Genomic DNA, 25,067 nt, shown 5'->3' with positions numbered 1-25,067 from the left:
GTGTTATTTTTTGGTTTTGGGAGTAAACGTTTAATTATTTATGAGGATAATACTATCCGCTGATTTTAACAATGAAGCTGGGCATTTAGCCTTTCCCGGCATGCTAAAATGCATAGCCCTGAAATCAGGAAATCCGGCTTTAATGAAAAACAATTATCTCGAAAGAATTCTCACCGCTCGGGTTTATGATGTCGCGATAGAGACTCCGTTGGAGCTTGCACCAAATTTGTCTGCACGCATGCATAACCGGCTATTGCTGAAGCGGGAGGATATGCAAGAGGTTTTTTCATTCAAGCTGCGTGGAGCTTACAACAAAATGGTCAAGCTTTCCCCCGCTGTGCTTAGACGCGGCGTGGTGACGGCGTCAGCAGGGAATCATGCGCAGGGGGTGGCGCTTGCGGCGCAACGGCTGAATTGCCGCGCGACCATCGTGATGCCGGTCACTACGCCGCAAATCAAAATGCAGGCGGTCGAGGCGCGCGGTGCGACGGTAATAACACATGGAGATTCCTATGACGAGGCGTATGCCTACGCGTTGAAATTTTCCAGAGAGGAGCATGCCACTTTTGTGCATCCCTACGACGACCCCGACGTCATTGCGGGGCAGGGTACAATCGGGATGGAGATCCTTCGCCAGCACGCCGGAGCAATCTACGCCATATTTGTCCCGATAGGCGGTGGTGGCCTTATTTCCGGTATCGCCTCGTACGTAAAGAGGCTTTATCCGGAAATCAAAATCATCGGTGTCGAGCCAACGGATGCCGATTCCATGTATCAGTCCCTGAAAAAAAAACGCCGAGTCAAGCTCGCACAGGTGGGATTGTTTGCGGATGGCGTGGCAGTGAAGCAAGTTGGAGGAGAAACTTTTCGTTTGTGCCGCGAGCTGGTAGACGAAATCATCCTGGTCGATACCGACGCTATCTGTGCTGCGATCAAGGATGTGTTCGAGGATACTCGTGCGATTCTGGAGCCGTCCGGGGCGCTGTCTGTCGCCGGAGCAAAGGCTTATGCCAAGAGAGAGAAAATTCGTGATAAGGATTTGATTGCGATAGCCTCTGGCGCCAACATGAATTTTGACCGATTGCGTCATGTTTCCGAACGAGCGGAACTGGGCGAGCAGCGTGAAGCGGTGATGGCCGTTACCATTCCCGAAGAGCCTGGCAGTTTCAGGAAGTTTTGCGCCATGCTTGGAACGAAAAGCATTACTGAATTCAATTATCGCTATGCTGATCCGAAAGAAGCGCATGTGTTCGTCGCCGTGTCGGTGCGCAATCGCGAGGAAGCGGCAAAACTGATCAGAAGCCTGGAGAAAAGCGGCTTGCGCACCGAGGATTTGAGCGACAACGAAATGGCAAAGCTCCATGTTCGCCATCTGGTGGGAGGACGCGCCCGTGAGATAAAGAATGAGCTTCTCTATCGCTTTGAATTTCCAGATCGCCCAGGTGCCCTCGTGAAATTCCTGAACAGCATGAGCCTTCACTGGAATATAAGCCTGTTCCACTACCGCAACCATGGCGCAGATTACGGAAGGGTGCTGGTGGGCATGGAAGTGCCGCCTGAAGAGAAGGACGAGTTCGAGGCGTTTCTAAGACAGCTTGATAATCATTACTGGGATGAAAGCGAAAATCCTGCTTATAAATTGTTTTTGGGTTAGGCGCGACCTGAGTGTTTCATATGGCATCGGTATCACTGATCGGAGCGAGCGCCTTGATGAGGATAGAGAAGGGGAGGAACTTTTTCGCCTCTCCCGGAATTTCCCGCTCTTGATAACAGAGGGACGGACAGCGCAGATGACATTCCGCTTATGAGTATGGCGCGAGTTAAGAGGACCGCCAGTAGAAAGATTTTTGTCTTATAAAGCCGAAACGCTTCATTTTCGGATGTTTTTCAAAATCCTTATGTCTGGGGAACTAAGGAAAATTATAAATGAAATGTGTGCGAAGATGCAAAGGCAGGTTTCTATTCGCCATAAGCGCGCTGCTGTCAGTTCTCATGAACTCGAGTAATGTGCATGCTTTTAAAATAGTAGACCTGTTCAAGGATAGTGGCGTAAGAGTGGGCGGATGGATTAACGGTGGAGCAACTTACAACCCGAGCAATCCCGGCAATGGATACAATGGCTCCGTTACGTTTGCCGATCGGGCGAACCGATTTCAATTAAATCAATTCAATATATATATACAGCGAACTGTAGTGACGGAAGGCAACGCGTTTGATCTGGGTGGACGCTTCGATTTCATGTTCGGCACAGACGCTATCTATACTCAGGCTTTCGGCGTCCCTTCTTTTGATGTTAATACCGGCCAACCGCGGGACAGGGGGCACTGGGATCTGGATTTATGCTGCTCTTCCACCCGTACCTACGGCATTGCACTCCCGCAGGCATACGCGGAAGCCTACTTGCCGATTGGCAACGGCATCAACATCAAAGCGGGTCATTTTTATTCGCCTACCGGCTATGAGACCGTTCCGTCGCCCGACAATTTTTTCTACACCCATGCCTATACATTTAATAACGGCGAACCGTTTACCCATACAGGACTGATGGGCAACTACGCAGTCAATGCAAACTGGTCCGTCATGGCCGGCGCGATCACGGGCAGTGCCACGGGAGGGTGGGACGGGGGTTTTGACAAGCAGTTAGGCAATTGGGGAGGGTTAGGCGGTATTACCTGGGTTAGTAATGACAAGAGAAGTTCAATCAATGTCACCGGTACATACAGCGAGACTTCCGCGCGAAGCACCAGACCCTGGGGTATGTACAACGTGGTATTGCAGCACAGGGTTACCCCTAAAACCCATTTGGTTCTGCACCACGTTCATGGCTACGCCGGTGGCGTTTTGCTGAACGGTGCCCCCAAGAACGTCGAATGGTATAGTCTCAGCTCGCACCTGTATTACGATCTCCTGAATGACCTGTCAATCGGGATAAGAGGTGAATGGTTTCGCGATAGAGATGGTTTTCGCGTCTTTTCGCCCTTTCGTGTGCTTGCCGCTACCGACAACATGGGACACAGTTCTGCGGGAAACTTCATCCCCATCAGCGCCCCGGCCGATTATTATGCAGTCACAGTAGGCATGAACTGGAAACCGGCCAAAAGGTTGAAGTTAGACTGGAAACCCATGCAAAAGCTGAACATTCGCCCTAATATTCGTTATGATAGAGCGGATGGCATTCATCAATCGTATCGGCCTTTCAATAGTCGAAAGGACCAAGTGCTGTTTTCTCTCGATGCGACTATTCCTTTCTGATGCTGAATTTGACTGGGTTGCAACATACCTCAAAATCATACTGGGAGTTAGCACTTGCCGTTGACAACAGGCCATCACGTCGTCGTTCGTGTTGTGTTTAATTGCTTCCCCGCCTTTCCTTTTCTACTGCGGTACCCGCCATTTTACCGTCGTGTCCGGTAGAGTCATGCTGGGCCTGCTCTACTGCCATTAGTCGGTGAGCAGCCGCTTCCTTTATATTCTCCTCGGCGCTTTCGTGGCATTTGCGCACCGAAGCGGGAGCATGTGATTTTAAATCTTGTGCTTCCCTACCATATAGATGCTTTTTTCTTCATAATGCTCCAGCACTTCTTTTGTTCGGCTGCTTCGTCTCCATTTCTCTGCCGCCTCTTCAAAGAACTTAGCCAAGACGTCATGATCGCTGCGTATGTGCGCGTTCTGAACCATCTTACGAAATTAGTGTTATGAACGGCGACATGAGGGCTCATCTGCGCAGAGGAAGCTAATATACCAAGGGAAAAAGCTGATTTTTTTCAAAGATTAGTCCGTTTCCTAATAGGGCCTAACTCACCCCTGTACGCAATTTCCTTGAATGTTCACAACTATTTCACAATAAACCAACATTTAATTGATATTTGTTATGTTAAGTTGACAAAAAAATAACAACTATAGTTGTGGTGTCTTTACCTAAGGGGAATCACTTATGTCATGCGTGCCCAAACGTCGAAGCCGGATGATATTTGCCTCTGCGGTTAGCCTGTTCGCAGCGGTTGATAGCTCAACCAATGCGCACGCCGATGCCAGTGTTGATTCCGCGATTGAATGGGTAAAAGACAGCGGGATAAGGATGGGTGGCTGGATCAATGGTGGAGCCACTTTCAATCCCGGCCAGGCCAGCGGCTTTAATGGTCCGGTGACTTTTGCTGATCGTTCCAATCGATTCCAACTGAACCAGTTCAATATATTTATAGAACGCCCCGTAGTGGCTGAGGGCAGCACGTGGGATATTGGCGGGCGCTTTGATTTCATGTTCGGTACGGACGCCATTTTTACCCAAGCTTATGGTGTTCCGGCATTCGACGTGAATTCCGGGCAGCCTTTGAGCAGAAGCAATTGGGATCTCGACTTGTGCTGTGCTTCGACGCGGTATTACGGTATCGCGATCCCCCAAGCGTATGCGGAGGTGTATGTTCCGGTCGGCAATGGCCTGAACGTCAAGGCTGGCCATTTTTATACGCCTATCGGTTATGAGTCTGTTCCAGCCCCCGACAATTTCTTTTACACCCATGCCTACACGATGCAGTATGGCGAACCCTTCACCCATACGGGGATTCTGGGTAATTACAAGATCAACGGGAACTGGTCGACTATAGGCGCGGTTACCACCGGTAGCGCCACCGGCGGCTGGGACGGCGGTTTTGATAAGCAATTAGGCAACTGGGGCGGGATAGCCGGTATCACCTGGACCAGCGACGATATGGGCAGTTCGGCCAACATAAGCGGCACCTACGGCGAAACCTCCACGCGAAGCAACGAGCCTTGGGGAATGTATAGCGTTGTGCTGAAGCACAGGATCACGAGCAAAACTCATTTTGTTTTGCAACATGACCATGGTTATGCCGGCGGCGTTTTATTGAACGGCGTCAACAAGAACGCCGAGTGGTATGGCATCAACACCCATTTGTACTATGATCTTACGTCCGAATTGTCTGTGGGCATACGTGGCGAGTGGTTCCGTGATAGAGACGGGTTTCGTGTTTTCTCGCCCGGTCGGGTGAGCGCCGCCACGAATAACCGGGGTATCAGCTACGCGTTAGGACATGGCCTTCCCGGCAACAGCACAAGTATGCCTGCCGACTACTACGCGGTCACGGTCGGTGCGAACTGGAAAGCGGCAAAGGCGCTGAAGCTTGACTGGAAGCCGATGCAACAGTTTAACGTTCGTCCAAACGTACGGTATGACAACGTGGATGCGCTGCACGGTGCAACTTATCGGCCCTTTGGCGGAAAGAAAGATCAGGTTGTGCTATCCCTCGATTTTATGGTTCCCTTTTAATTAAAGTGGCTTTAAAGAAAGCATCAGGTACAGGTGGCGGATAAGAACCGCGGTTGTCGAATAAGCTATCGCAAAACCATTCTGACGTGTGAGATCCCCGCATCGAGGAACGCTTTCCCCGTCACCTGAAAACCGAATTTCTTATAAAATTCGATAGCCTGTACCTGTGCATTCAAGGTGACGTGCTGCATCTGACGACTCTCTGCTTCTCTTAATAACCAGTGCATCAATGCGGTGCCGACCCGTTTTCCTCGGAATTCCCTTAACACTGCCATCCGTCCGAAAGAACCATCCAGTAATAATCGTGCCGTGCCGACAGGATTAGCCGCTGAGTCCGACGCCAGTGCGTGAATGCAATTCATGTCAAATTCGTCCCATTCCAGTTCGGGGGGAACACCTTGTTCGCGGATAAAAACTGCTTCGCGTATTCCGCGTAGCGCCTGAATATCCTCATGCCAGCTTGCGGCGCGCACGGCGTAGGCGCTCAAGTCTTTTTTGACGAATAGTGTCATCGCGCGCCGGTCCGGAAATACTCGGGTTTTCGCAACAGCCCCGCCTTTAAGGTACTGATTGTCAGGTCAGGCAAATGGATGCCGTAGCACAATCGTTTGTTCGCGATCCGGTCCGGTCGATATCATGTCTACCGGCACCTCGCAGACCTCCTCCATGCGCTTCAGATACCTGCGCGCTGCCAAAGGTAGCTGATTGAAATTCTTGATCCCCACCGTGCTGTCGGTCCATCCTGGCATTTCCTCATAAACCGGATCGCAGCAAGCGAGCTCTTCCGCGCCTACCGGCAGGATCTCCCTGAATTGCTCTCCTTCACCATTGCCGGTCCATTTGTAGCCCACGCCCAGGCGCAAGGTTTCGACGCCATCCAATACATCAAGTTTTGTAACGCATAAACCCGAAATGCCATTTATCTGGATGGAGCGCTTCAATGCGGCAGCGTCGAACCAGCCACAACGGCGCGGACGTCCGGTAGTTGCGCCAAACTCGTTGCCTCGCTTGGCGAGATGCCTCCCGATATCATCAACCAGCTCAGTAGGGAAAGGCCCTGCGCCCACGCGCGTGGTATAAGCCTTGGTAATGCCGAGAACATAATGCAGCATTTGCGGGCCGACTCCGCTCCCTGTTGTCGCCGCGCCGGCAATGCAATTGCTCGAGGTAACGAACGGGTAGGTGCCATGATCGATATCAAGCAGCGTGCCCTGTGCCCCCTCGAATAAAAGATTGCTACCGGCCCTGTTGGCTTCGAACAAAAGCCGCGGCACATCCGCCATCATTGGCTTGATACGTTCAGCCAGGGATAGGGTGTCATCCACCGTTTGCTGAAAATCGACCACCGGAGCGTGGAAATAATTTTTCAGCACGAAGTTATGATAGTCCAGCATCTCTCCCAGCTTCGCCGCAAAGCGGTCACGATGAAACAAATCCTGCAGTCGCACCGCTCGCCGGGCTACCTTATCCTCATACGCGGGCCCGATGCCCCGTCCTGTCGTGCCAATTTTATCCAGGCCTTTGGCGGTTTCCCGGGCGCTGTCAAGGGCGACGTGGCAAGGGAGAATAAGTGGACAGGCTTCACTTATGCGTAGCCTTCCTTCTACATCGACTCCCGCGTGCCTCAGCATATCCACCTCATCGAGCAGTGCCTGGGGAGATACAACTACGCCGTTGCCGATATAACAAGCAACATCATCACGCAGAATTCCCGAAGGAATCAGGTGCAGTACAGTTTGCTTGCCGCCAATGACCAGCGTGTGCCCGGCGTTGTGGCCGCCCTGGAACCGAACGACACCCTGAGCGTGATCAGTCAGCCAATCTACGATCTTGCCCTTGCCCTCATCGCCCCACTGGGTTCCAACGACAACTACATTTTTAACCATGTCAGTAATCTTTAATTAGTACACTGCCGAACCTTGGCAATGCAGGGAAAAAAGGAAAGAGTTTCAGAAAAGTTTTCTTGTGCCGCATCGTCAGGCTTCGAGTTCAGATTTCGACTACTGACCAAACGTTGCCTTTCAGTGTCAACTTTCTGTCACAGTTGAAAGTGTCTTGCTCATCCCCATGCCCGGGCAATTCAACCACCACGATTTTGCCTTCGCTACGAAGCTGCTCAATTTTTTTTTCCAGGATTTTGTCCCCTTTAACGTACGGAGCCAGAATCCCCCTGGGGTAGAGATCAGGCCGCACCAAACCGGACAATTCCCGCAAGTCCATGCTGAATCCGGTGGCTGGACGGGCTCTTCCGAACGCCTTGCCGACCTCATCGTAACGTCCACCCAATGCGATCGGGTTGGGACTATCGCGGGTATAGGCGGAAAAGACCATGCCGCTGTGGTAGTGATAGCCGCGTAGATCAGCCAGATCAAACGCCAGGGTATCGACCAGGGGTTCCAGTTCCACGGCTATCGTTTCCAGTTCATCCAGCGCTGTCACGATTTCCGGATAAGCCGGAAGCTGCTTACGCGCAAGCGACAGTATTTCCTTGCCGCCGTACAGCTCGGGTAGCAGTAGCAACGCCCGCTGAGCACCCGCATCGACGTGTTTATCCAGACCAGCGCAAAGGTTCTCCAGCCCACAAACATCCTTGGCCTGCAATACGCCAAATAACTCTGCCTCCAGCTCGGATGGGATGCCGGCGCCTCTCACCAGCCCGCGGAATACGGCAACATGGCCGAGATCGAGATGAATTTTGCCTATCCCGGCGATTGCCAAAGATTGCAGCATAAGGCGCTGGACTTCCAGGTCGCTTTCCAGGCCGGCATGGCCGTAAAGTTCCGCACCCACCTGGAGCGGCTCCCGGGTACGAGTCAAACCCGATGGCACGGTATGCAATACGCTACCCGCATAGCAGAGGCGGGTAATGCCCTTGCGGTTAAGCAGGTGCGCATCGATACGGGCAACCTGAGGCGTCATGTCGGCACGTAGTCCCATCATGCGTCCGCTCAATTGATCCACCACCTTGAACATGCGTAAATTCGTGCCGCCACCACTGCCCTTAAGCAAGGATTCCACATACTCCAGCAAAGGCGGGCCCACCAGTTCATACCCGTGTACGAATAGCCAATCCATGATGCGCCGGCGCATCATCTCTATGCGAAGCGCCTCGGCAGGCAGGATATCCTCAATATATTCGGGGAGAACCCATGCGCGCATGTTTATGTTCCAATTGCATTCTGAAGAGAAGCGCGACAGCGCAGGTCTAATTTACGAGGTAAAGTAGAAGAAGCCCTGCCAGCATAGAGGTGAGGCCGATAAAACGTAGGTGATTGTCGTCAACGTCGGTCAATTTCTTGAAGGTCTCGCGCCAGATGCCAGGTATCAGAAACGGAAAAAGCCCTTCCAACACCAGCACCAGCGCGAAGGCCATTAATAAAGTATCCCACATGCCGGCATAACCTCGCTATACGCGTCCGATAATTTGTAGCGTAAGCGAACTCATCTTTCGATGGGAAAACACGTAAGAAACAGCCAGCATTCGCATGCCAGCCCGTGTTTGCGATATTCTCCACGCTTGCGGCCCATCAGCAGGTCAAGTTTTGCAAGCAACCGCCTTCGGGCGAGTCATCAATATTCGCAGTTCACTTAGCGCTGCGACCGGAGTTTCTCAAATACTTGAAGAATTCGGAGCTGGGCTCAAGAACCAGCATGTCGCTCTTGTTCTTGAAGCTCTGCTTATAGGCTTCCAGGCTACGATAAAAAGCATAAAATTCCGGATTTGGCTGAAAAGCGGCGGCATAGATCGCCGAGGCCTTCGCATCGCCCTCACCCTTTGCCTCCTGGGCCTTCCGATAAGCTTCAGCGAGAATGACTTCGCGCTGGCGGTCAGCGTCGGCACGAATTTTTTCGGACTCCGCCGACCCGGTGGAGCGCAATTCATTAGCCACGCGCTTCCGCTCTGCTTCCATACGGCGGTAGACCGATTCACTCACTTCCTGCGGCAAATCCACCCGCTTCAGCCGCACGTCCACGACTTCCACGCCAATTTTGCGTGCGTCGGCATCAGCTTTCTGGCGCATGATTTCCATGATCTTGTCGCGCTCTCCCGAAACAACATCATGTACCGTGCGATTGCCGAACTCATCACGCAGGCTGGAATTCACGGTTTGCGCAAGCCGGGTTTGCGCCAGCATTTCGTCTCCCCGAACACTGACGTAATACTGCTTGACGTCGACGATTCGCCATTTTACGAACAGATCTACCAGCACGTTCTTCTTTTCGGAAGTGATGAAACGCTCCGGCTCGGCCGTATCCATGGTCAGGATACGCGAATCAAAGTAACGCACGTTTTGCGCCAAAGGAATCTTGAAATACAGACCAGGCGATGTTTTTACGTCAACCACCTCACCCAGCTGAAATAAGATCGCCAGCTGGCGCTGATCCACGATATACAGTGAAGATGCAGCGAGAACAATCAGGGCGACAAGAGTGCCCAGCAGCATTGAAGTATACTTTTTCACTTATCTTGTCTCCCGTTCACGGCCACGAAACGCCTCGCGGGTGCGTGCGGCACTGTCAGGCACAACCTCTTGCGCCGAGGCGGATGCCACCTCGGGCGCTACCGCGGATGAGGACGAGGGACCACTCGCTTGAATCAGTTTATCAAGCGGCAGATAAAGCAGATTGTTGCCACCTTTCTGATCCACAAGAATTTTGCTGGTGTTGGACAACACCTGTTCCATCATATCCAGATAAAGCCGGTCACGCGTTACAACGGGCGCTTTGTTATATTCAACAAGAACCTGTTTAAACCGGTTGGCTTCACCCTCTGAACTTGCGATCACCCGTTGCTTGTATCCTTCGGACTCTTCCAGCAGACGCGCGGCGTTACCCTTGGCCTTGGGAATGACATCATTAGCGTAGGCCTGGCCTTCATTTTTCTGCCGCTCCCTATCCTGGCCCGCTTTAACAGCGTCGTCGAAGGCCGCCTGAACCTGCTCCGGCGGTTGCGCATTCTGCATAGTCACTTTGCTAATGGCAATTCCTATCTTGTAACGATCGAGAATACCCTGCATCAGCTCGGTCGCTTTCGCCGCTACTTGTTCGCGTCCCTCATAGAGCACGAAATCCATTTTGCTTTTACCGATAATTTCACGTATTGCCGTTTCTGCTGCCTGTAGCACCGCATTTTCGGGCTCGCGATTGTTAAACAGGAATTCTTCAGGATTCTTGAGGATGTATTGCACGGCAAATTGAATATCAATGATATTCTCATCATCGGTCAGCATCAGCGATTCCTTCAATACCTTGCTTCTTACATTGTTCCGATAGCCAATTTCTACCGTACGCACCCCGCTCACGTTAACGGCTTCCACTACTTCCACCGGATATGGCAAGTGCCACCGCAGGCCTGCCTGGGTACTTTCCACATATTTACCAAAACGTAATACGATGCCTCGCTGGCCCTCGTTCACGATATAGAATCCACTGGCTACCCACAGCAGCAGAAGCAATCCAAGAAGCAGTCCTATACCGCCGCCATATCGCCGGGGATTATCGCCGCCCCCTTCACCGCTCGATCCGCCGCCGCTCCCACCTTTGCGTTTTAGAAGATTATTGAGCTTCTTGTTGAAGTTGCGCCACATTTGATCCAGATCAGGTGGACCGGAATTACCTTTTTTTCTTCCCCACTGAGGATCGTTTAATCCCATGATGATTCCTATTTTCTGTTTAATGTAGATAAAACCATCAAACGATACGGTGAAAAACGCTAAACTTCAGCCTATCGTAGAAATACAAATCGTATTATTTGCCCAATAGTTAAATCATTATTCGCCAATCAAGCACCGCCACTTCCCAGTCGCTTATCGACTTCTTGTAAAGTGCGCGCCTCGATTGCTTCCGATAATGCCAACTTGATAAACTCAAGCCCCTCGGCCGTTTTCGCGCTCAGCCGAATTTGTTCGATTCTACCATACTCATCACGCCGATAACCCGCGCGCCCCACGGATAAATTGATCAGGTCTACCTTGTTCAGCACCAGTATCTGGGGAATCCTGTCAGCGCCGATTTCCTTCAGCACCTTATTTACTTCATCGATCTGCTCAGCGCGATTAGGGCTCCCCGCATCCACCACATGTAGCAATAAATCGGCCTGTACGGTTTCTTCAAGTGTGGCCTGGAACGCAGCAACGAGCGTATGAGGCAAGTCCCGGATAAAGCCCACCGTATCTGAAAGCACAAGCGGTCCCCGATCAGGGATAAACATTTTTCGGGTGGTGGCATCCAGCGTGGCGAATAACTGATCGGCGACGTAGGCCTGGGCATGAGTCAGGCTATTGAATAGCGTGGATTTTCCGGCGTTGGTATAGCCTACAATGGAAACAGCCGTCACCTGAGCCCGCTGCCTGGAACGACGCTGTAATGTGCGTTGGCGCTGAAATTTAATGAGTTTTTCTTTAAGAAGCTTTACGCGCTTCCCGATCAAGCGCCGGTCGGTCTCCAACTGGGTCTCGCCGGGGCCGCGCAGGCCAATACCCCCTTTTTGGCGTTCCAGATGCGTCCAGCCACGTACCAAGCGAGTGGCGAGATGCTCAAGTTGCGCCAGTTCCACCTGCAACTTACCCTCATGGCTTTTGGCACGCTGTGCGAAGATATCGAGGATCAGGCTGGTACGATCTACAACGCGACGCCCCAGGTTACGCTCCAGATTGCGCTGCTGGGCAGGAGACAGATCATGATTGAAGACAACCAGCGAGGCGTTGGTTTGCTCGAGGGCAAGCAAAATTTCAGCCACCTTTCCGCTACCTGCAAAGGTGGCTGGATCGGGCCTGGCGCGTTTACCTTTAATCACTGCAGAAACCGCAAGCTGGTCACTTGCCGCCAACCGACGTAATTCTTCCAGATTTTCAGCCGAGTCGCCGCCGCCAAGATCGAGGCTGACCAATACAGCGGAATCAGCAGCAGAGTCGGTTTTAAGCGTATTCCCGACAGGTTGGTCAAGCATCAGGTATAGGGGGCGCCTCAAATGGAATGTTTACGGCCCTTGCGGGAACCACGGTAGAAATGGCGTGCTTGTACACCATCTGAGTTACGGTATTCTTCAGCAGTACCACATACTGATCAAATGAGTCGATATGCCCTTGTAGCTTGATTCCGTTCACCAGGTAGATCGATACCGGAATATGTTCCTTCCGTAAGGTATTTAAAAACGGGTCTTGTAACAATTGCCCTTTAGCGCTCATCGGGGACTCCGTATTGTAATTATTCAAGAAGTAACTCTACTTGATTTTCAAGAGTAAATCCATATTTCTGAAGGCTAAGGCCGCAGGAAGTCATTCCTGTATATCCGATCACATCGGTGATCGATAATCTGATCGATCCCGATCCTTCAGAAAATGAAATCGGAGGAAATAAAAAGAGCAATAAGAAAGTATTTGCTACTTTTGCGGGCACAGTCGTGGGCGACGCTCGGTGGGCTTGAATCTGCAATGAATGATAAGTCCCCCCGCGGTCGAACGCTTGCCCAGGCCATCATTCAGCCCGGGCAAGCGTTCAGGACATCCAATGAAACTTCAGCCCTGTGTTTGCCAGATCACACATCCTGTAATTAACCAAATGGTTTAGGTTTTGGCGTTTCGTTGATTGAGGGAGGCAGGATCGGTAGCTTGAATTCTGGTTGCTTCCCGGTCAGTGTCTTCAGGAACGCCACAATCTTTGCGTTTTCGTCCTTGCTGAATTTGCGGCCCAATTGCAGTCTTCCCATGGTATCTACTGCTTCTTCCAGCGTCGCAGCAGCGCCATCGTGAAAATAGGGATAAGTCAGTTCCACATTTCGCAAGGTCGGCACCTTGAACATCATGCGGTCAGCATCTGCGCCGGTTACGCCAAACCGGCCTTCAGCCTTGCTCTTTGTTTTATAAGGTTCAACCACCCCCATTTTTTGATAGGAAGCCCCACCCACGGCAGGACCGTTGTGACAACCGGTACATCCACTCTCCTTGAACAGCTTGTATCCTTCCAGTTCATTTTGATTGAGCGCGGTCTTGTCGCCCTTCAGCCACTTATCGAAGCGAGAATCAGGTGTGACCAGGGTTTCTTCAAATGCGGCGATTGCATCAGTCACCATTCCAATGTCAATTTTGTCGGAACCGAACACCTCTTTGAAGCGAGCCCGGTACTGGGGAATGGACTGTACTACACCCACCGCCAATTCGTGGGTGAACCCCATTTCCCCGGGATTCGCAATGGGGCCTCCAGCCTGTTCTTTCAAGGTTTTGGCGCGGCCATCCCAAAACTGCGCCAGACTCATGCTCGAGTTCAATACCGTCGGTGAATTGATCGGTCCTTCGTGCCAGTTGTGGCCGATGGATGTTGGTAGATTGTCCGTGCCGCCCATGCTCAGGTTGTGGCAGGAGTTACAGGAAATGAATCCAGACTTCGATAAACGTGGGTCAAAAAAAAGCATCTTGCCCAGCTCTACCATGTTTTGATTCTTCGGCGCAGCGGCCTGAATCGGCTGGATGGGCTCATCAGCGGCCATCCCGGGGGGCGCGGCAATGGTTCCAACAGATAGCAGCGATATGATCAATGCCCGCATTATCATCGGTAATCTCCTAAAAAACGCGGCTGTAATGGCGCAGCCGATTACGCCTAATAAAATCGCAGCATGGGCAAGCTTATCTGCCGATCGAAGACGAGAATAAAAATATCCGACACAACAATATACTCTTTAAAAAAGGGGTGTATCCGGAAAGCAAGGCCTTCCGGCAATACCATGAGCAATAGTGAACGTCCGGCTCATCCACCAACCGGTGAGGTGCAAAGGTGCCGAAAAAACCGTGACAGCGCAACTTATTTCACGCTGCGCGATAAAAACTCCAGTTCCTGGTTTAGTCATTGTTGGTCACCCTGTTTCGCAGGCGCGGACGCAATCTGTTCTCTGGCATCATAACCGGACCGACCGTTATTATTATCGCCACCAAATGGCGGGAGAGGGCGGTTAAGCAAGCGCGCCAATTCGGTCAAAGCCTGGCGATAGACTTGCCGTTTGAATTCGACCACGGATTCCAGTTCCACCCAATACTGGTTCCATCGCCACGCATCAAATTCAGGGCGGACACTCGTGCGCAGCGATACGTCGCAATCACGTCCAACGAGACGCAACAGATACCAGATTTGTTTTTGCCCTTTATAGTTTCCCCGCCAATCGCGTCTTATCCATTGATCGGGCACCTCGTAGCGCAACCAGTGCCGCGTGCGGCCGATAATTTCCACATGCCAAGGATGCAAACCCACTTCTTCCGTCAATTCCCGATACATTGCCTGTTCCGGGCTCTCGCCCGGTTTGATGCCCCCTTGTGGAAATTGCCAGGAATCCTGCTTGATGCGTTTACCCCAAAATACTTCGTTTTTCGAGTTCAGTAAAATGATACCGACATTCGAGCGATATCCGTTACGGTCGATCATGCGATTCACCCGTTTGATCTATTACAATAGGATTCGATTTTTCCACACTTTGTCCCAGATTGAAAGCCGTGCAGAGTTTAATAAAACAAGTAAGGTACAAATAAGCTATGCGGGACCGGTAGTGGGCAATTTAACGCGTTATCCCAATGCCAAGGATGACGAGTATCCGTTCAAACCGCCGTTTCCACCGGTGGATTTTAAAGGCGCTTGTCACTCACAAGTGACGGTATGTCGGGCGGCGCATTCACACTGTTTAATAAAAGGCAGCCCAAGGTATGTCACCAGTTGGCGTAGCAAGGGCCGGAATTCATCTCAGGAAGATGATCGCGCCAGGCTTTTTATTATAGCTCCCATTTTCCCGATGAAATTCCCTTACATGCTGATCGGATAAAATACGTTAGCGCTTTTCAGAGTAGAATTGCATATTGATCGTTACGATGGACCACGTATGCGCTTATCGAGTTTTTTCATTTCCACGCTTAAGGAAGCGCCTGCCGAAGCAGAGCTGGTCAGCCACAAGCTGATGCTGCGCGCCGGCCTCATCAAGCGTCTCGGGAGCGGACTTTACACCTGGATGCCGCTGGGCCTGAAAATATTGCGCAAGGTTGAAAATATTGTGCGGGAGGAGATGGAGTCGAATGGCGCACTGGAACTTCTGATGCCGGCGGTTCAACCTGCTGAATTATGGCGAGAAACCGGTCGCTGGGATGTATTCGGTCCACAAATGTTGAAAATCAAGGACAGGCACCAGCGCGACTTCTGTTTTGGCCCCACGCACGAGGAAGTTGTTACTGACATAGCGCGGCGAGAAATCAAGAGTTATCGCCAGTTGCCCATCGTTTTCTACCAGGTTCAGACCAAATTTCGCGACGAGATCCGGCCCCGCTTCGGTGTCATGCGCGCGCGCGAATTCGTAATGAAAGACGCTTATTCATTTCACGCCGGTATTGATAGCCTGGAGCAAACCTATCGCGCAATGCATGACGCCTATTGCCGCATATTTACCCGCCTGGGATTGAGATTTCGCGCAGTAACGGCGGATACCGGGCCGATAGGAGGAAGTGGCTCGCATGAGTTTCATGTTTTGGCAGACTCGGGCGAAGATGCCATCGCTTTTTGCCCCGATTCTGATTACGCCGCCAACATTGAAATGGCCGAGTCGCTACAGCCGGTAAAGTCCCGCGAGGCTGCGAACGGCTTGCTGCGTAAAGTCGAAACAACGTCAAAAAAAACCTGCGAAGAGGTCGCGGCAGCGCTGAGCGTTCCTGTCGAGCAGACCGTAAAAACGCTGGCGGTCGTTGCGGATGGAAAAATGTATCTATTGTTGCTACGCGGCGATCATCATCTCAATGAGACTAAAGCCCGCAAAATTCCTTTCCTCTCCGATTTCAGGTTGGCTAGCGAAGAAGAAATCCGCGTGCAAACCGGTTGTCTTCCCGGTTATATAGGGCCGGTCGGGCTGCGCCTTCCGCTTATCGCAGACCGTGTGGTAGTTGCAATGAGCGATTTCGTCTGTGGGGCGAATGAAGAGGACTACCATCTGGTTAATGTTAATTTTGGTCGGGATGTGCAAGAGCCTGACCATATTTTCGACATCCGCAACGTAGTTGCCGGCGACCCTTCGCCGGATGGCCTGGGAAAGCTGGATATCTGCCGTGGCATAGAGGTGGGGCACATTTTCAAATTACACACCAAGTATTCCGAAGCGATGAAAGCCACCTACCTTGATGAATCCGGGCAAGCCCGGCCCATGGAAATGGGGTGCTACGGAATAGGCGTATCGCGTATCGTAGCGGCGGCCATCGAGCAGAGCCATGATGAGCGCGGTATTATTTTTCCGGCAGCGATCGCACCCTTCCAGGTGGTCATCATTCCTATTGGCTTAAAGAAAAACGCACAGGTCGGGATCGAAACAGAGAAGTTGTATGCCAACCTACTCGGCGCCGGTATCGATGTTTTGCTTGATGACCGTGATGAACGGCCGGGAGTAATGTTTGCGGACATGGAGTTGATCGGCATACCGCATCGTGTTGTCATCGGCGACCGGAGCCTGAAGGCGGGAAATATCGAGTATCAAGGACGGCGGGATGAAAAATCGCAGATTGTCCCTCTGACGGATGTGAGTGATTTTTTAAAATTACAAATATGTGGAGCGTGATGCGAGCGTTCCCTTCTCGCTTTCACTTGCGCTTGCCGTTACTCAGTTGCGATCCCGGCGTTGATTCAGGTGCAATGATGGTGTGGCAAGCGGAGGACTCTCAAGCATAAGGATTAAGAGGATTAAGCGTAGTGATTTACCTGTCTTTTCGGTTTGGTACCCTGCCAGAGCGCGCATCCTTTGAATCACGGGAATCTTCCCGCATAAATTCTTCCAGGTCTTCGCGGGAAATCAACCCTACCTTATAGGCTGCCGGCTTGCCATCCGGATTAAACAAGTACGTGGTAGGCAGCATGGACACCGGACCGATTTGCGCGGCAATTTTTCTATCGCCAAGTACGATTGGATAGGAAATGGACAGGGATTTTACGAATTTCAACACGGTTTTCGGATCGCGATAATCCATTGCTACGCCAATTATCATGACATCTTTTTTTCGGCTCTCATAGAGCGACACGAGATCCGGAATTTCTTTCAGACACGGCGGACACCACGTCGCCCAGAAGTTTATCAGTACCCACTTGCCCTTATAGTCGGAGAGCGTGAGCTTTTTCCCGGTATGATCCGTGAACGTAAAGCCCGTTGTCTGGGCGTTAACCGCTTGCGCGTTGACCGGCAGTGAAATCAACAGGCACAGCACCAGGTACGAGGCGAGAGAAAGGCAGCGCATCATTTCTTGCCGAATCCGTTTTTATAAGGAATACTCACGCGAAAACATGCCCTTCATTATCGGGTTTTGGCGCAAAAAGTTGCGCTAGCGATACATTCATTTTTTCGTTCATACCCGTCGTAATGTTCTCCAGCAGACGCTCCAGCTCTACACTACCTGCCGCTGCCGACCGCAGCGCCTCGGGGCGAAATGCAAAGAGGCGATACATATCAGCCACTGTAACTTGCCCGGGGTCAATTATTTGAACCCACCCTCCTGTTTTTACCTGCTGAACCAGATTCGCTTGACTCAGCAGCGCCAGTATCGGCTCCATTTCTTCCAGACTCAGCTTTAGATGTTGTTGCAAACTGGAATAGGTTTCAACTGTGCCTTTCCCGAGCGCTTCACCTAATACCTTCAACAGGCGTAATGCGTCCAAAAATTGCTTACCCTGCGCTGTCGGGTCGTGCCGCCAATCGCCGAAACGCCAACTTGACAGCGAAGCGGCAATCACAGCCCCGAGCAATACCATCAGCCATGAGAGATATATCCACATAAGAAATATGGGTATAATGGCAAATGCCCCATATACTGCCTGATAAGTGGGAAACTGGGTAATGTAAAAAGCGAATCCCTGTTTCATTATCTCAAATCCCACCGCTGCGGCCAAGCCGCCGGCTGCGGCATGGCGCCACGAAATTTGACGATTAGGCACGATAAGATATGGAACCGAAAATGCGATACTTGTCAGCATTAGCGGTCCCAGTTGCAGAAGCGCGACATCAATGCCTGGAATACTTTGAGTCAGGCCCATGGATATCCTGATCAGCCAGGAAGTAAGCGACAAGCTTGCGCCTATCAATAACGGACCGATGGTCAGCACAGCCCAATAGATCAGCAGTCGATGCAAAAGCGGACGCAACCGCGTCACGCGCCAGATGGCATTCAGCGCTTTATCAATCGTCAACATAAGGGCAAGCGCTGTCACGCCCAGAAAAGCGGTGCCGATGGCGGTAAGCTTTACCGCATTATCGGCGAACTGCTGCATATATACTGCAATAACCTTGTTTGCCGCTTCCGGCATCATGGTAGTGAGGATAAATGTCTTTATTTGAGCCGACATTTCTCCAAAGGCAGGAAATGCCGCCACGACAGACAGCGCAATAGCGATCAACGGCACCAATGAGAGCAGTGTCGTAAAGGTGAGGCTGGCGGCAACCTGCGTGCAGTTATGTTGAAAAAAGCGCACAAGAACATAGCGTATAAAATCCAGCGACCGCGAGGATTTCATGAGCAGTCGTGAGACCGATTGACAGGATGGAGAGAAAAGCTCGGCCTGCATCCCATGCTTTTGAGGCAAGACAACAAATCTTGCATCTGTTCCATGATACTGCCCTTTTAGTACTCGATTACACTTGTGGGTGAGCCCTCTCGAGCTTGCTGTGAAGTTTGTTAAGTGCGCTGAGATAGGCTTTGGCAGAAGCCACGACGATATCCGTATCCGCGCCGTTGCCATTGACGATGCGGCCGGATTTCTGCAATCGTACCGTGACCTCCCCTTGTGAATCGGTACCGCTTGTTATGGCATTGACAGAGAATAACTGCAGCTCGGCGCCGCTGGACAGGATTTTCTCAATCGCCCGGAAGGTGGCGTCGACTGGCCCACTTCCGTCCGACTCGGCGCGTGATTCCCTGCCTTCTTCCGCAATCACGATACTCGCATGAGGCGTTTCTCCCGTTTCACTATGAGCCGTGAGCGACAGAAGCTTATAGTGTTCATGTAAGGCCATGGCATCGTCCGAAACCAGCGCATGCAGATCTTCGTCAAAAATGTCGTGCTTCTTGTCCGCTAACTCCTTGAAACGCATAAATGTGGCGTTGAGCACCTCTTCTGATTCCAATTCGATTCCGAGCTCCGCCAAACGGCGCCGAAATGCGTTGCGTCCGGAATGTTTGCCGAGCAGCAATTTGTTGGCGCCCCAGCCAACATCCTCAGCCCGCATGATTTCGTACGTTTCGCGATGCTTGAGCACGCCATCCTGATGTATGCCGGATTCATGAGCAAATGCGTTGGCGCCGACGATGGCCTTGTTCGGCTGAACCGGAAAACCGGTAATGCCTGATACCAGTTTGCTTGCTGGTACAATATGAACCGTATCTATGCGTATATCGCAGGGGAAAAAATCCTGGCGAGTCCGTACCGCCATCACAATCTCCTCCAGCGCAGCGTTGCCGGCACGCTCACCCAGGCCATTTATAGTGCATTCAACTTGTCGCGCGCCATTCATAACTGCCGACAAGGAATTTGCTACCGCCAACCCGAGGTCGTTATGGCAATGCACCGAAAACACCACCTTATCGGAATTGGGTATACGCTCGCGCAGAGTATGAATGAGCTTTCCAAATTGCTCCGGCATCGTGTAGCCAACGGTGTCCGGTATATTCACGGTGGTGGCGCCCGCATTAATAACGGCCTCCAGAATACGGCAGAGGAATGTGATGTCCGAGCGGCCTGCATCTTCGGGTGAGAATTCCACATCATCCGTATATTGACGTGCCCATTTCACTGCTTTTACGGCCTGTTCCACCACTTGGTCTGGAGACATGCGCAATTTCTTCTCCATATGAATGGGTGAGGTGGCAATAAAAGTATGAATACGTGCCGAACTCGCACCCCGCAAAGCTTCACCAGCGCGGTTGATATCGGCTTCAGTCGCGCGGGCGAGGCCACAAACAATGCTGTCCTTGATCGAATCCGCTACCGCTTTCACCGCCTCGAAGTCACCGTTGGACGCGGCCGGGAAGCCTGCTTCAATTACGTCCACGCGCATGCGCTCCAGTTGCCGTGCGATACGCACCTTTTCCTCTCTGGTCATGGACGCACCGGGACTCTGCTCACCATCACGCAGCGTGGTGTCAAAAATAATTAAATGATCTTTCAATGACTTCTCCGTTTCTGGAAGCATACTTGAAGTGCGATACAGAATCCAGGAACCGATTCCGCAGGATAAAAAACTAGAGAGGAAGAATAATATTAGCGCGCGGGGCGCAGCAGCGGTCGTGCGAGAAGCTGCGGGCGGTGTAAAAGGTGGAGCGGGGGAATGTGGTTTGTTTGCTTCATGGAAGAAATATAAAGGGTTTCCTCGGTTCGTGCAATAGGATATTGAATGCTATATTAAATGAGGCGCGCCAACTCCACCACGAATAATTCCTGAAAAAATTATCGATGAACAAGAGTGTAATCGAAATGGAATGTTTCGTATCAGCCCGGTTTATTTTGGCCCTGATGACAGCGTTTGCCGTATTCGCCTTGAGCGCATGCATTTCCCAGAAGTCCTGGCATGTGGAAGAGGTGACCGGCCATCTGCCGGACCTGAGTTTCTCCCTGACTGCCGATAACGGCAGGCTTGTTACGCCAACGGCTTATGAAGGGCATTTACTATTGATGTACTTCGGGTTTACAAATTGCGATGCCGAGTGTCCGGTTTCTATGGCTCGCCTCGCGCGCGTAATGGAGTTGTTGGGAAACGATGCGAACCGAGTACGCATCCTGTTTGTCACACTTGATCCAGGACGCGATACGCCGCAAGTCCTCCACCGTTATGTCACCCAATTTGATCCTGACCGTGCAATCGGACTCACCGGGACAACAAGCGATATCGAACGTCTTACGAAACAATATCGAGCCGCTTATCGTCCTCGTTCAAAGATTGGTGAAGCCGGCGGTATCGATCATGGCGATGCGGTGTATATTTTTGATTCACAGAGTCGAGCGCGCTTGCTTGCTACGTCCGCCGATTCCGACGAACACCTGGTGCAAGACCTGCGACGCTTGCTTGAAACTGCTCATTAGGTAAAAACCCAAATAGGTAAAACCCCAAACCAGATAACGCCAAATAACTGCACCGACTTGAAATAAGACTGACGCTGGAATAAGGCTCGGTTTTATTGCGAGAGTGGGCCGAACGCCACCTTTGGAACCTCTTCGGTTATGGACTTGTTGTATTGGTTCACACCTTGGGAAGAGTCAGCGCCCGTTTTTATTGCTACGGTTGTTGTGGCGGTGCTGTTTTTGAGAGGTGGCGCCAGAAGCAATCCACGATTTCAACAGAAACTATATTTCTGGACAGGACTTGCCTTTACCTATCTGGTTTCTCACACGCAGTTCGATTATTACGCCGAACATCAATTCTTCATTCATCGGCTTCAGCATCTTGTATTGCATCACCTTGGGCCATTTCTCATCGTGCTGAGCTGTCCCGTGGCTACGCTCCGGGCGGGCATGCCTGAGGCTGGGCAGCGAGCGTGCCGTCTCATCGCGGAGTGGAAACCGGTTCAATATCTCTTGTCTGCCTTATGTAATCCCGTTGTAGCCGTCACCCTGTTCTGTGGGCTCACCGGTTTCTGGTTATTGCCTTCCGTCCACTTTACCGCAATGATCGACTGGCGCTTGTATCGCCTGATGAACTGGAGCATGTTTATAAACGGTTTATTCTTCTGGGGGATCGTTCTCCATCGTGGGCCCGTATTTTCGGTCCGGCTATCGCCGGGTTCGCGGATTGCCATGATGCTCGCAGTCATTCCGCCACAAATCGTGATAGGCGCAATGATATTCTTCGCTTCCAGCGAACTCTACCCGATATACACGATTTGCGGCCGCGTGATTGGAGGATTGGACGCGATAGCGGATCAGCAGATCGGCGGAATAATTCTATGGATTCATGGAGCGATGATGAGCGCGATTGGTATTTTGATTGTGGTGCGCGGGGAATTGATGCAGCAAAAACACTGATGGCACGAGAAGATATGAGATGAGAACAGTGGTTCCTGCCATCCGAGCGAGGCGGGGAAAACAAATCCGTCGGAAAGCCAGCGTCAAATTTCCATTAGGTTTCTGAAAGACAATTCAAACGCGGCTTTTCGATTCCATATCCCTGGGCATAATCCACGCCCATACGTCGTAACAGATCCAAAATTGCACTGTTCTCCACAAATTCAGCGATCGTTTTGATATGCATGACATGCCCTATGGAATTGATTGCCTCGACCATTGCCTTGTCAATGGGATCATCCACCATGCCCTTTACGAACCCGCCGTCGATTTTTAAATAATCGACTGGCAAACGCTTGAGATAAGTAAATGAAGACATCCCGCTCCCAAAATCATCAAGGGAAAACCGGCAGCCAATTTTTTTTAATTTTCCCATCAAAATAACCGCTTGAGTCAGATTTGCAATTGCCGAGGTTTCCGTGATTTCGAAACAGATCCCCTCAGGCGGAACCTTATACAGGGCGAATTGCTCGATTACGAATTCATAAAAATTTTCATCGCAGACTGATGCGCCGGAAAGGTTGATAGAGCATGTGCCGACAGAAGTACCCGGCGGATGCCGGCCCTCGTATTGCGAAAAAGCGGTAGTGACCACCCAACGATCGAGTTGAGGCATCAAGCCGTAGCGCTCCGCTGCCGGGATGAATGCCATCGGCGGTATTAGTGTTCCGTCCTCGCCTTGCATTCGAAGTAGTAGTTCATAGTGATCGCCATCCTCTAAACTATTCAATCCCAATATTTTTTGCGAGTACAGGACGAAACGATTCTCTTCCAGTGCTTTCTGAATCCGCACTACCCATCCCATTTCTCCATGACGTAGCGCGAGTCCTGTGTCTTCCGGTGAATAGATCTGCACGCGATTGCGGCCCTTGTCCTTGGCAAGATAGCAGGCCGCATCAGCCATACGTAGGACATCCCCGAGTGTCTCTTTGCCGTCGCTGAAAGTAACCAGTCCGACACTTAAACCGAGCTGGAACATCTTCTCTTCCCAAACAAAACGAAATTCTCGCACCGTTTTTCGCAGTAGCTCCGCCACCCTAAAGGCAGCTTCCGTGGGGCAAGATTCCAGCAACACGCCAAACTCATCGCCACCTAGACGAGCCAGCGTATCGCTTTTGCGGAGCTTGGCTTGCAGTATGCCGGTTAGTTGTCTCAATAATTCATCGCCAGCCACGTGGCCGGAGGTATCGTTCACGATCTTGAACTGATCAAGATCGAGATACAGCAACGTATGCTGCTTAGAGTCCTGTTTGCCCGTCAGCAATGCGTGCTCCACGCGTCGTTCAAACTCGCGCCGGTTAAGAAGGCCGGTCAACGCATCATGCGACGCCTGATAAGTTACCTGGGCCGCCATTTCTTTCGCTTCCGTTACGTCATGGAACAACAAGAATTGTGCCTACGATTCTTCCATTTTGGTCCCGTATCGGCGCCGCCGAGTCTTCAATAGGATAAGTCGTGCCGCCGCGTTGTATCAGGACCGTATTAATTGCCAGACGCACAGACTGCTCTTGCTGAAGAACCAACTCGACCGGGCTCGGAGCGAGTTCACGTGTGTATGCGTCTATGATATGAAAAACATCGCGCAGCGGAAGGCCATTAGCTTCTGCTGAAGTCCAGCCGGTCATGCATTCGGCGACCGGGTTTAGATAAGTAACTGTGCCTGAAGTGTCCGTTGTTATAACCGCGTCCCCAATGCAGTTTAATGTAATGCGCAAGAGCTCCTTTTCTTCAAATAGCACCTTTTCTGCAAACTGGCCGGCAGTAATTTTCCGACGGAGTCCTGTCTGTATTTCATTACCTTCCGCAATGTTCCGGCGGAGTCCCGCCTGTATTTCATCCCCCTCGGTAATATCGCGCCGAAGCCCCATCTGTGTTTCGTTGCCTTCCGTAATGTTCCGACGGAGCCCAATTTGTATTTCGTTGCCGTTCTTAATGTTCAGACGGAGCCCAATTTCTATTGCATTGCCCTCGGCAGTATTACCGCGGAGTTCTGTTTGTATCTCCGAAGCATGCCTCAACAGCTCGCTCGGCTTGGGAAGAGCTAGGGCCCTGATTATTAATGGCCATAACATTACCGCGGTGGCAAGTGAGGTAAAGGCGCTTAAAACCTTGATGACGCTTCCCAGCCAATATGTCGGCGTCCAAAGCGTTACGATATTTGCTGAATGGCTAACCCCACCCAACATAATAAATAGCCCGAACATCATAAACGCAGATTTGAATCCTAAATCAGGGCGGCGTCTTAGGAAACAAGCTAGCAAAAAAACAATGGAAAAATATGCCAGAGCAGAAATCGCGTTGGAGATAATGTGCAGCCAAACGTCAGACCCCCAAAGATGGTCATGCCCATAGTAAAACCCGTCATGACCGAAAAGATCATCCATTTGACTGCTCATTTGATTTTCCTTAAGAAGGCTTCTTGAGCCAGAATGTAGGCGCTCAAGATTCGAATTTAGGTAGGCACAGAGTCTAGGTACTCTATGAAATACTCATTTGACGCTCTCCAACAAATCCAATTTAAGCAAAAAAACGCTTATTGCTCCTTACCGCTTGTTTGCATGGCAAAGTAACATAGCGGCAAAAAAAAGCTCAACCTAGGTGCGATTACATGCTCGAGCTTTGATAGCTATAAGATCTGAATCGCCCCGAGTTTCATGGAGGCTGTTTGGTTTAAGTTAAACTTCTAGCGTGGTTTTTTCAGCCAGTTGCTGATAATAGTTTATCTCAGCTT

The 25,067-nt window shown here is 51.3% G+C and carries 21 protein-coding genes; 6 read left to right on the top strand and 15 right to left on the bottom strand.

Going from position 1 to position 25,067, the window contains the following annotated elements; translation table 11 throughout:
* Positions 1–142 precede the first annotated feature (142 nt).
* The 3 genes from ilvA to BLS94_RS12765 all read left to right on the top strand — a co-directional run bounded on the left by ilvA (position 143) and on the right by BLS94_RS12765 (position 5,287).
* A complete protein-coding gene (ilvA, locus tag BLS94_RS12780) occupies positions 143–1,654 on the top strand; it encodes a threonine ammonia-lyase, biosynthetic (protein ID WP_090961723.1) in 1,512 nt (503 codons plus the stop codon).
* Positions 1,655–1,926: 272 nt separating this feature from the next.
* On the top strand, positions 1,927–3,252 hold the full coding sequence (locus tag BLS94_RS12775; protein WP_090961684.1) for a porin: 1,326 nt from the start codon (positions 1,927–1,929) through the stop codon (positions 3,250–3,252).
* Between the two features lie 682 nt (positions 3,253–3,934).
* Positions 3,935–5,287 carry a porin gene (locus tag BLS94_RS12765; protein WP_090961681.1) on the top strand — a complete coding sequence of 451 codons (1,353 nt, stop codon included), beginning with the start codon at positions 3,935–3,937 and terminating at the stop codon, positions 5,285–5,287.
* A gap of 65 nt (positions 5,288–5,352) precedes the next feature.
* Here the strand turns inward: BLS94_RS12765 and BLS94_RS12760 are convergent, their stop codons facing one another.
* The 10 genes from BLS94_RS12760 to BLS94_RS12715 all read right to left on the bottom strand — a co-directional run bounded on the left by BLS94_RS12760 (position 5,353) and on the right by BLS94_RS12715 (position 14,698).
* Positions 5,353–5,799: a GNAT family N-acetyltransferase gene (locus tag BLS94_RS12760; RefSeq protein ID WP_176767877.1), complete on the bottom strand. Its 447-nt coding sequence runs from the start codon at positions 5,797–5,799 to the stop codon at positions 5,353–5,355.
* A gap of 66 nt (positions 5,800–5,865) precedes the next feature.
* Positions 5,866–7,173, bottom strand: a complete 1,308-nt coding sequence (locus BLS94_RS12755; protein ID WP_090961677.1) for an adenylosuccinate synthase — start codon at positions 7,171–7,173, stop codon at positions 5,866–5,868.
* A 103-nt stretch (positions 7,174–7,276) separates the two neighbouring features.
* The gene (locus tag BLS94_RS12750; protein WP_090961675.1) at positions 7,277–8,446 is read right to left on the bottom strand and encodes an ATP phosphoribosyltransferase regulatory subunit; all 1,170 of its coding nucleotides are present in this window, start codon (positions 8,444–8,446) and stop codon (positions 7,277–7,279) included.
* A gap of 46 nt (positions 8,447–8,492) precedes the next feature.
* Complete coding sequence (locus tag BLS94_RS12745) at positions 8,493–8,678, bottom strand: DUF2065 domain-containing protein (protein WP_072766613.1); 186 nt, start codon at positions 8,676–8,678, stop codon at positions 8,493–8,495.
* Between the two features lie 193 nt (positions 8,679–8,871).
* Positions 8,872–9,732, bottom strand: a complete 861-nt coding sequence (gene hflC, locus BLS94_RS12740; protein ID WP_371130297.1) for a protease modulator HflC — start codon at positions 9,730–9,732, stop codon at positions 8,872–8,874.
* 18 nt (positions 9,733–9,750) lie between these two features.
* A complete protein-coding gene (hflK, locus tag BLS94_RS12735; RefSeq protein ID WP_072766611.1) occupies positions 9,751–10,941 on the bottom strand; it encodes an FtsH protease activity modulator HflK in 1,191 nt (396 codons plus the stop codon).
* Between the two features lie 128 nt (positions 10,942–11,069).
* Positions 11,070–12,236 (bottom strand): GTPase HflX, encoded by a 1,167-nt coding sequence (gene hflX, locus BLS94_RS12730; protein WP_090961668.1) that lies wholly within the window; start codon positions 12,234–12,236, stop codon positions 11,070–11,072.
* Positions 12,229–12,474 carry an RNA chaperone Hfq gene (gene hfq, locus BLS94_RS12725; RefSeq protein ID WP_072766609.1) on the bottom strand — a complete coding sequence of 82 codons (246 nt, stop codon included), beginning with the start codon at positions 12,472–12,474 and terminating at the stop codon, positions 12,229–12,231. The genes hflX and hfq overlap by 8 nt, the downstream gene beginning before the upstream one ends.
* 365 nt (positions 12,475–12,839) lie before the next feature.
* The gene (locus BLS94_RS12720; RefSeq protein WP_072766608.1) at positions 12,840–13,835 is read right to left on the bottom strand and encodes a cytochrome-c peroxidase; all 996 of its coding nucleotides are present in this window, start codon (positions 13,833–13,835) and stop codon (positions 12,840–12,842) included.
* Positions 13,836–14,125: 290 nt separating this feature from the next.
* Complete coding sequence (locus BLS94_RS12715) at positions 14,126–14,698, bottom strand: RNA pyrophosphohydrolase (protein WP_256325430.1); 573 nt, start codon at positions 14,696–14,698, stop codon at positions 14,126–14,128.
* A gap of 448 nt (positions 14,699–15,146) precedes the next feature.
* On the opposite strand from BLS94_RS12715, the gene BLS94_RS12705 reads away from it, so the two are divergent.
* The gene (locus BLS94_RS12705) at positions 15,147–16,856 is read left to right on the top strand and encodes a proline--tRNA ligase (RefSeq protein WP_090961662.1); all 1,710 of its coding nucleotides are present in this window, start codon (positions 15,147–15,149) and stop codon (positions 16,854–16,856) included.
* A 136-nt stretch (positions 16,857–16,992) separates the two neighbouring features.
* On the opposite strand, the gene BLS94_RS12700 is transcribed toward BLS94_RS12705, so the two are convergent.
* The 3 genes from BLS94_RS12700 to BLS94_RS12690 form a co-directional block, all read right to left on the bottom strand.
* A complete protein-coding gene (locus BLS94_RS12700) occupies positions 16,993–17,529 on the bottom strand; it encodes a TlpA family protein disulfide reductase (RefSeq protein ID WP_256325429.1) in 537 nt (178 codons plus the stop codon).
* 31 nt (positions 17,530–17,560) lie between these two features.
* Positions 17,561–18,796 carry a YihY family inner membrane protein gene (locus tag BLS94_RS12695; protein ID WP_090961717.1) on the bottom strand — a complete coding sequence of 412 codons (1,236 nt, stop codon included), beginning with the start codon at positions 18,794–18,796 and terminating at the stop codon, positions 17,561–17,563.
* Positions 18,797–18,914: 118 nt separating this feature from the next.
* Positions 18,915–20,447 carry a 2-isopropylmalate synthase gene (locus BLS94_RS12690; RefSeq protein WP_090961713.1) on the bottom strand — a complete coding sequence of 511 codons (1,533 nt, stop codon included), beginning with the start codon at positions 20,445–20,447 and terminating at the stop codon, positions 18,915–18,917.
* A gap of 284 nt (positions 20,448–20,731) precedes the next feature.
* On the opposite strand from BLS94_RS12690, the gene BLS94_RS12685 reads away from it, so the two are divergent.
* Together BLS94_RS12685 and BLS94_RS12680 are read left to right on the top strand one after the other, a co-directional pair.
* Positions 20,732–21,358, top strand: coding sequence for an SCO family protein (locus BLS94_RS12685; protein ID WP_256325428.1), 627 nt, complete (start codon positions 20,732–20,734; stop codon positions 21,356–21,358).
* A gap of 138 nt (positions 21,359–21,496) precedes the next feature.
* Entirely contained in the window at positions 21,497–22,297 is an 801-nt protein-coding gene (locus tag BLS94_RS12680; RefSeq protein WP_090961656.1) for a cytochrome c oxidase assembly protein, read from the top strand.
* Between the two features lie 94 nt (positions 22,298–22,391).
* Here the strand turns inward: BLS94_RS12680 and BLS94_RS12675 are convergent, their stop codons facing one another.
* Together BLS94_RS12675 and BLS94_RS12670 are read right to left on the bottom strand one after the other, a co-directional pair.
* A complete protein-coding gene (locus BLS94_RS12675; RefSeq protein ID WP_143021701.1) occupies positions 22,392–23,723 on the bottom strand; it encodes a putative bifunctional diguanylate cyclase/phosphodiesterase in 1,332 nt (443 codons plus the stop codon).
* Positions 23,710–24,732, bottom strand: a complete 1,023-nt coding sequence (locus BLS94_RS12670) for a PAS domain-containing protein (RefSeq protein ID WP_090961651.1) — start codon at positions 24,730–24,732, stop codon at positions 23,710–23,712. Before BLS94_RS12670 ends, BLS94_RS12675 begins: the two co-directional genes overlap by 14 nt.
* Positions 24,733–25,067: the final 335 nt, after the last annotated feature.

Source organism: Nitrosospira sp. Nsp18 (genome assembly GCF_900103145.1).
Lineage (GTDB): Bacteria > Pseudomonadota > Gammaproteobacteria > Burkholderiales > Nitrosomonadaceae > Nitrosospira.
This window is presented reverse-complemented; position numbering and strand designations above follow the sequence as displayed.

What these genes read in the sequence shown, in the direction of transcription:
- BLS94_RS12745 (WP_072766613.1), bottom strand. Translation starts at nt 8,678, where the DNA reads ATGTGGGATACTTTATTAATGGCCTTCGCGCTGGTGCTGGTGTTGGAA.
- BLS94_RS12715 (WP_256325430.1), bottom strand. Translation starts at nt 14,698, where the DNA reads ATGATCGACCGTAACGGATATCGCTCGAATGTCGGTATCATTTTACTG.
- BLS94_RS12670 (WP_090961651.1), bottom strand. Translation starts at nt 24,732, where the DNA reads ATGAGCAGTCAAATGGATGATCTTTTCGGTCATGACGGGTTTTACTAT.
- BLS94_RS12680 (WP_090961656.1), top strand. Translation starts at nt 21,497, where the DNA reads ATGGACTTGTTGTATTGGTTCACACCTTGGGAAGAGTCAGCGCCCGTT.
- BLS94_RS12695 (WP_090961717.1), bottom strand. Translation starts at nt 18,796, where the DNA reads ATGAAATCCTCGCGGTCGCTGGATTTTATACGCTATGTTCTTGTGCGC.
- ilvA (WP_090961723.1), top strand. Translation starts at nt 143, where the DNA reads ATGAAAAACAATTATCTCGAAAGAATTCTCACCGCTCGGGTTTATGAT.
- BLS94_RS12720 (WP_072766608.1), bottom strand. Translation starts at nt 13,835, where the DNA reads ATGATAATGCGGGCATTGATCATATCGCTGCTATCTGTTGGAACCATT.
- BLS94_RS12760 (WP_176767877.1), bottom strand. Translation starts at nt 5,799, where the DNA reads ATGACACTATTCGTCAAAAAAGACTTGAGCGCCTACGCCGTGCGCGCC.
- hflC (WP_371130297.1), bottom strand. Translation starts at nt 9,732, where the DNA reads ATGCTGCTGGGCACTCTTGTCGCCCTGATTGTTCTCGCTGCATCTTCA.
- BLS94_RS12755 (WP_090961677.1), bottom strand. Translation starts at nt 7,173, where the DNA reads ATGGTTAAAAATGTAGTTGTCGTTGGAACCCAGTGGGGCGATGAGGGC.
- BLS94_RS12705 (WP_090961662.1), top strand. Translation starts at nt 15,147, where the DNA reads ATGCGCTTATCGAGTTTTTTCATTTCCACGCTTAAGGAAGCGCCTGCC.
- hfq (WP_072766609.1), bottom strand. Translation starts at nt 12,474, where the DNA reads ATGAGCGCTAAAGGGCAATTGTTACAAGACCCGTTTTTAAATACCTTA.
- BLS94_RS12700 (WP_256325429.1), bottom strand. Translation starts at nt 17,529, where the DNA reads ATGATGCGCTGCCTTTCTCTCGCCTCGTACCTGGTGCTGTGCCTGTTG.
- BLS94_RS12765 (WP_090961681.1), top strand. Translation starts at nt 3,935, where the DNA reads ATGTCATGCGTGCCCAAACGTCGAAGCCGGATGATATTTGCCTCTGCG.
- BLS94_RS12685 (WP_256325428.1), top strand. Translation starts at nt 20,732, where the DNA reads ATGAACAAGAGTGTAATCGAAATGGAATGTTTCGTATCAGCCCGGTTT.
- BLS94_RS12750 (WP_090961675.1), bottom strand. Translation starts at nt 8,446, where the DNA reads ATGCGCGCATGGGTTCTCCCCGAATATATTGAGGATATCCTGCCTGCC.
- BLS94_RS12775 (WP_090961684.1), top strand. Translation starts at nt 1,927, where the DNA reads ATGAAATGTGTGCGAAGATGCAAAGGCAGGTTTCTATTCGCCATAAGC.
- hflK (WP_072766611.1), bottom strand. Translation starts at nt 10,941, where the DNA reads ATGGGATTAAACGATCCTCAGTGGGGAAGAAAAAAAGGTAATTCCGGT.
- hflX (WP_090961668.1), bottom strand. Translation starts at nt 12,236, where the DNA reads ATGCTTGACCAACCTGTCGGGAATACGCTTAAAACCGACTCTGCTGCT.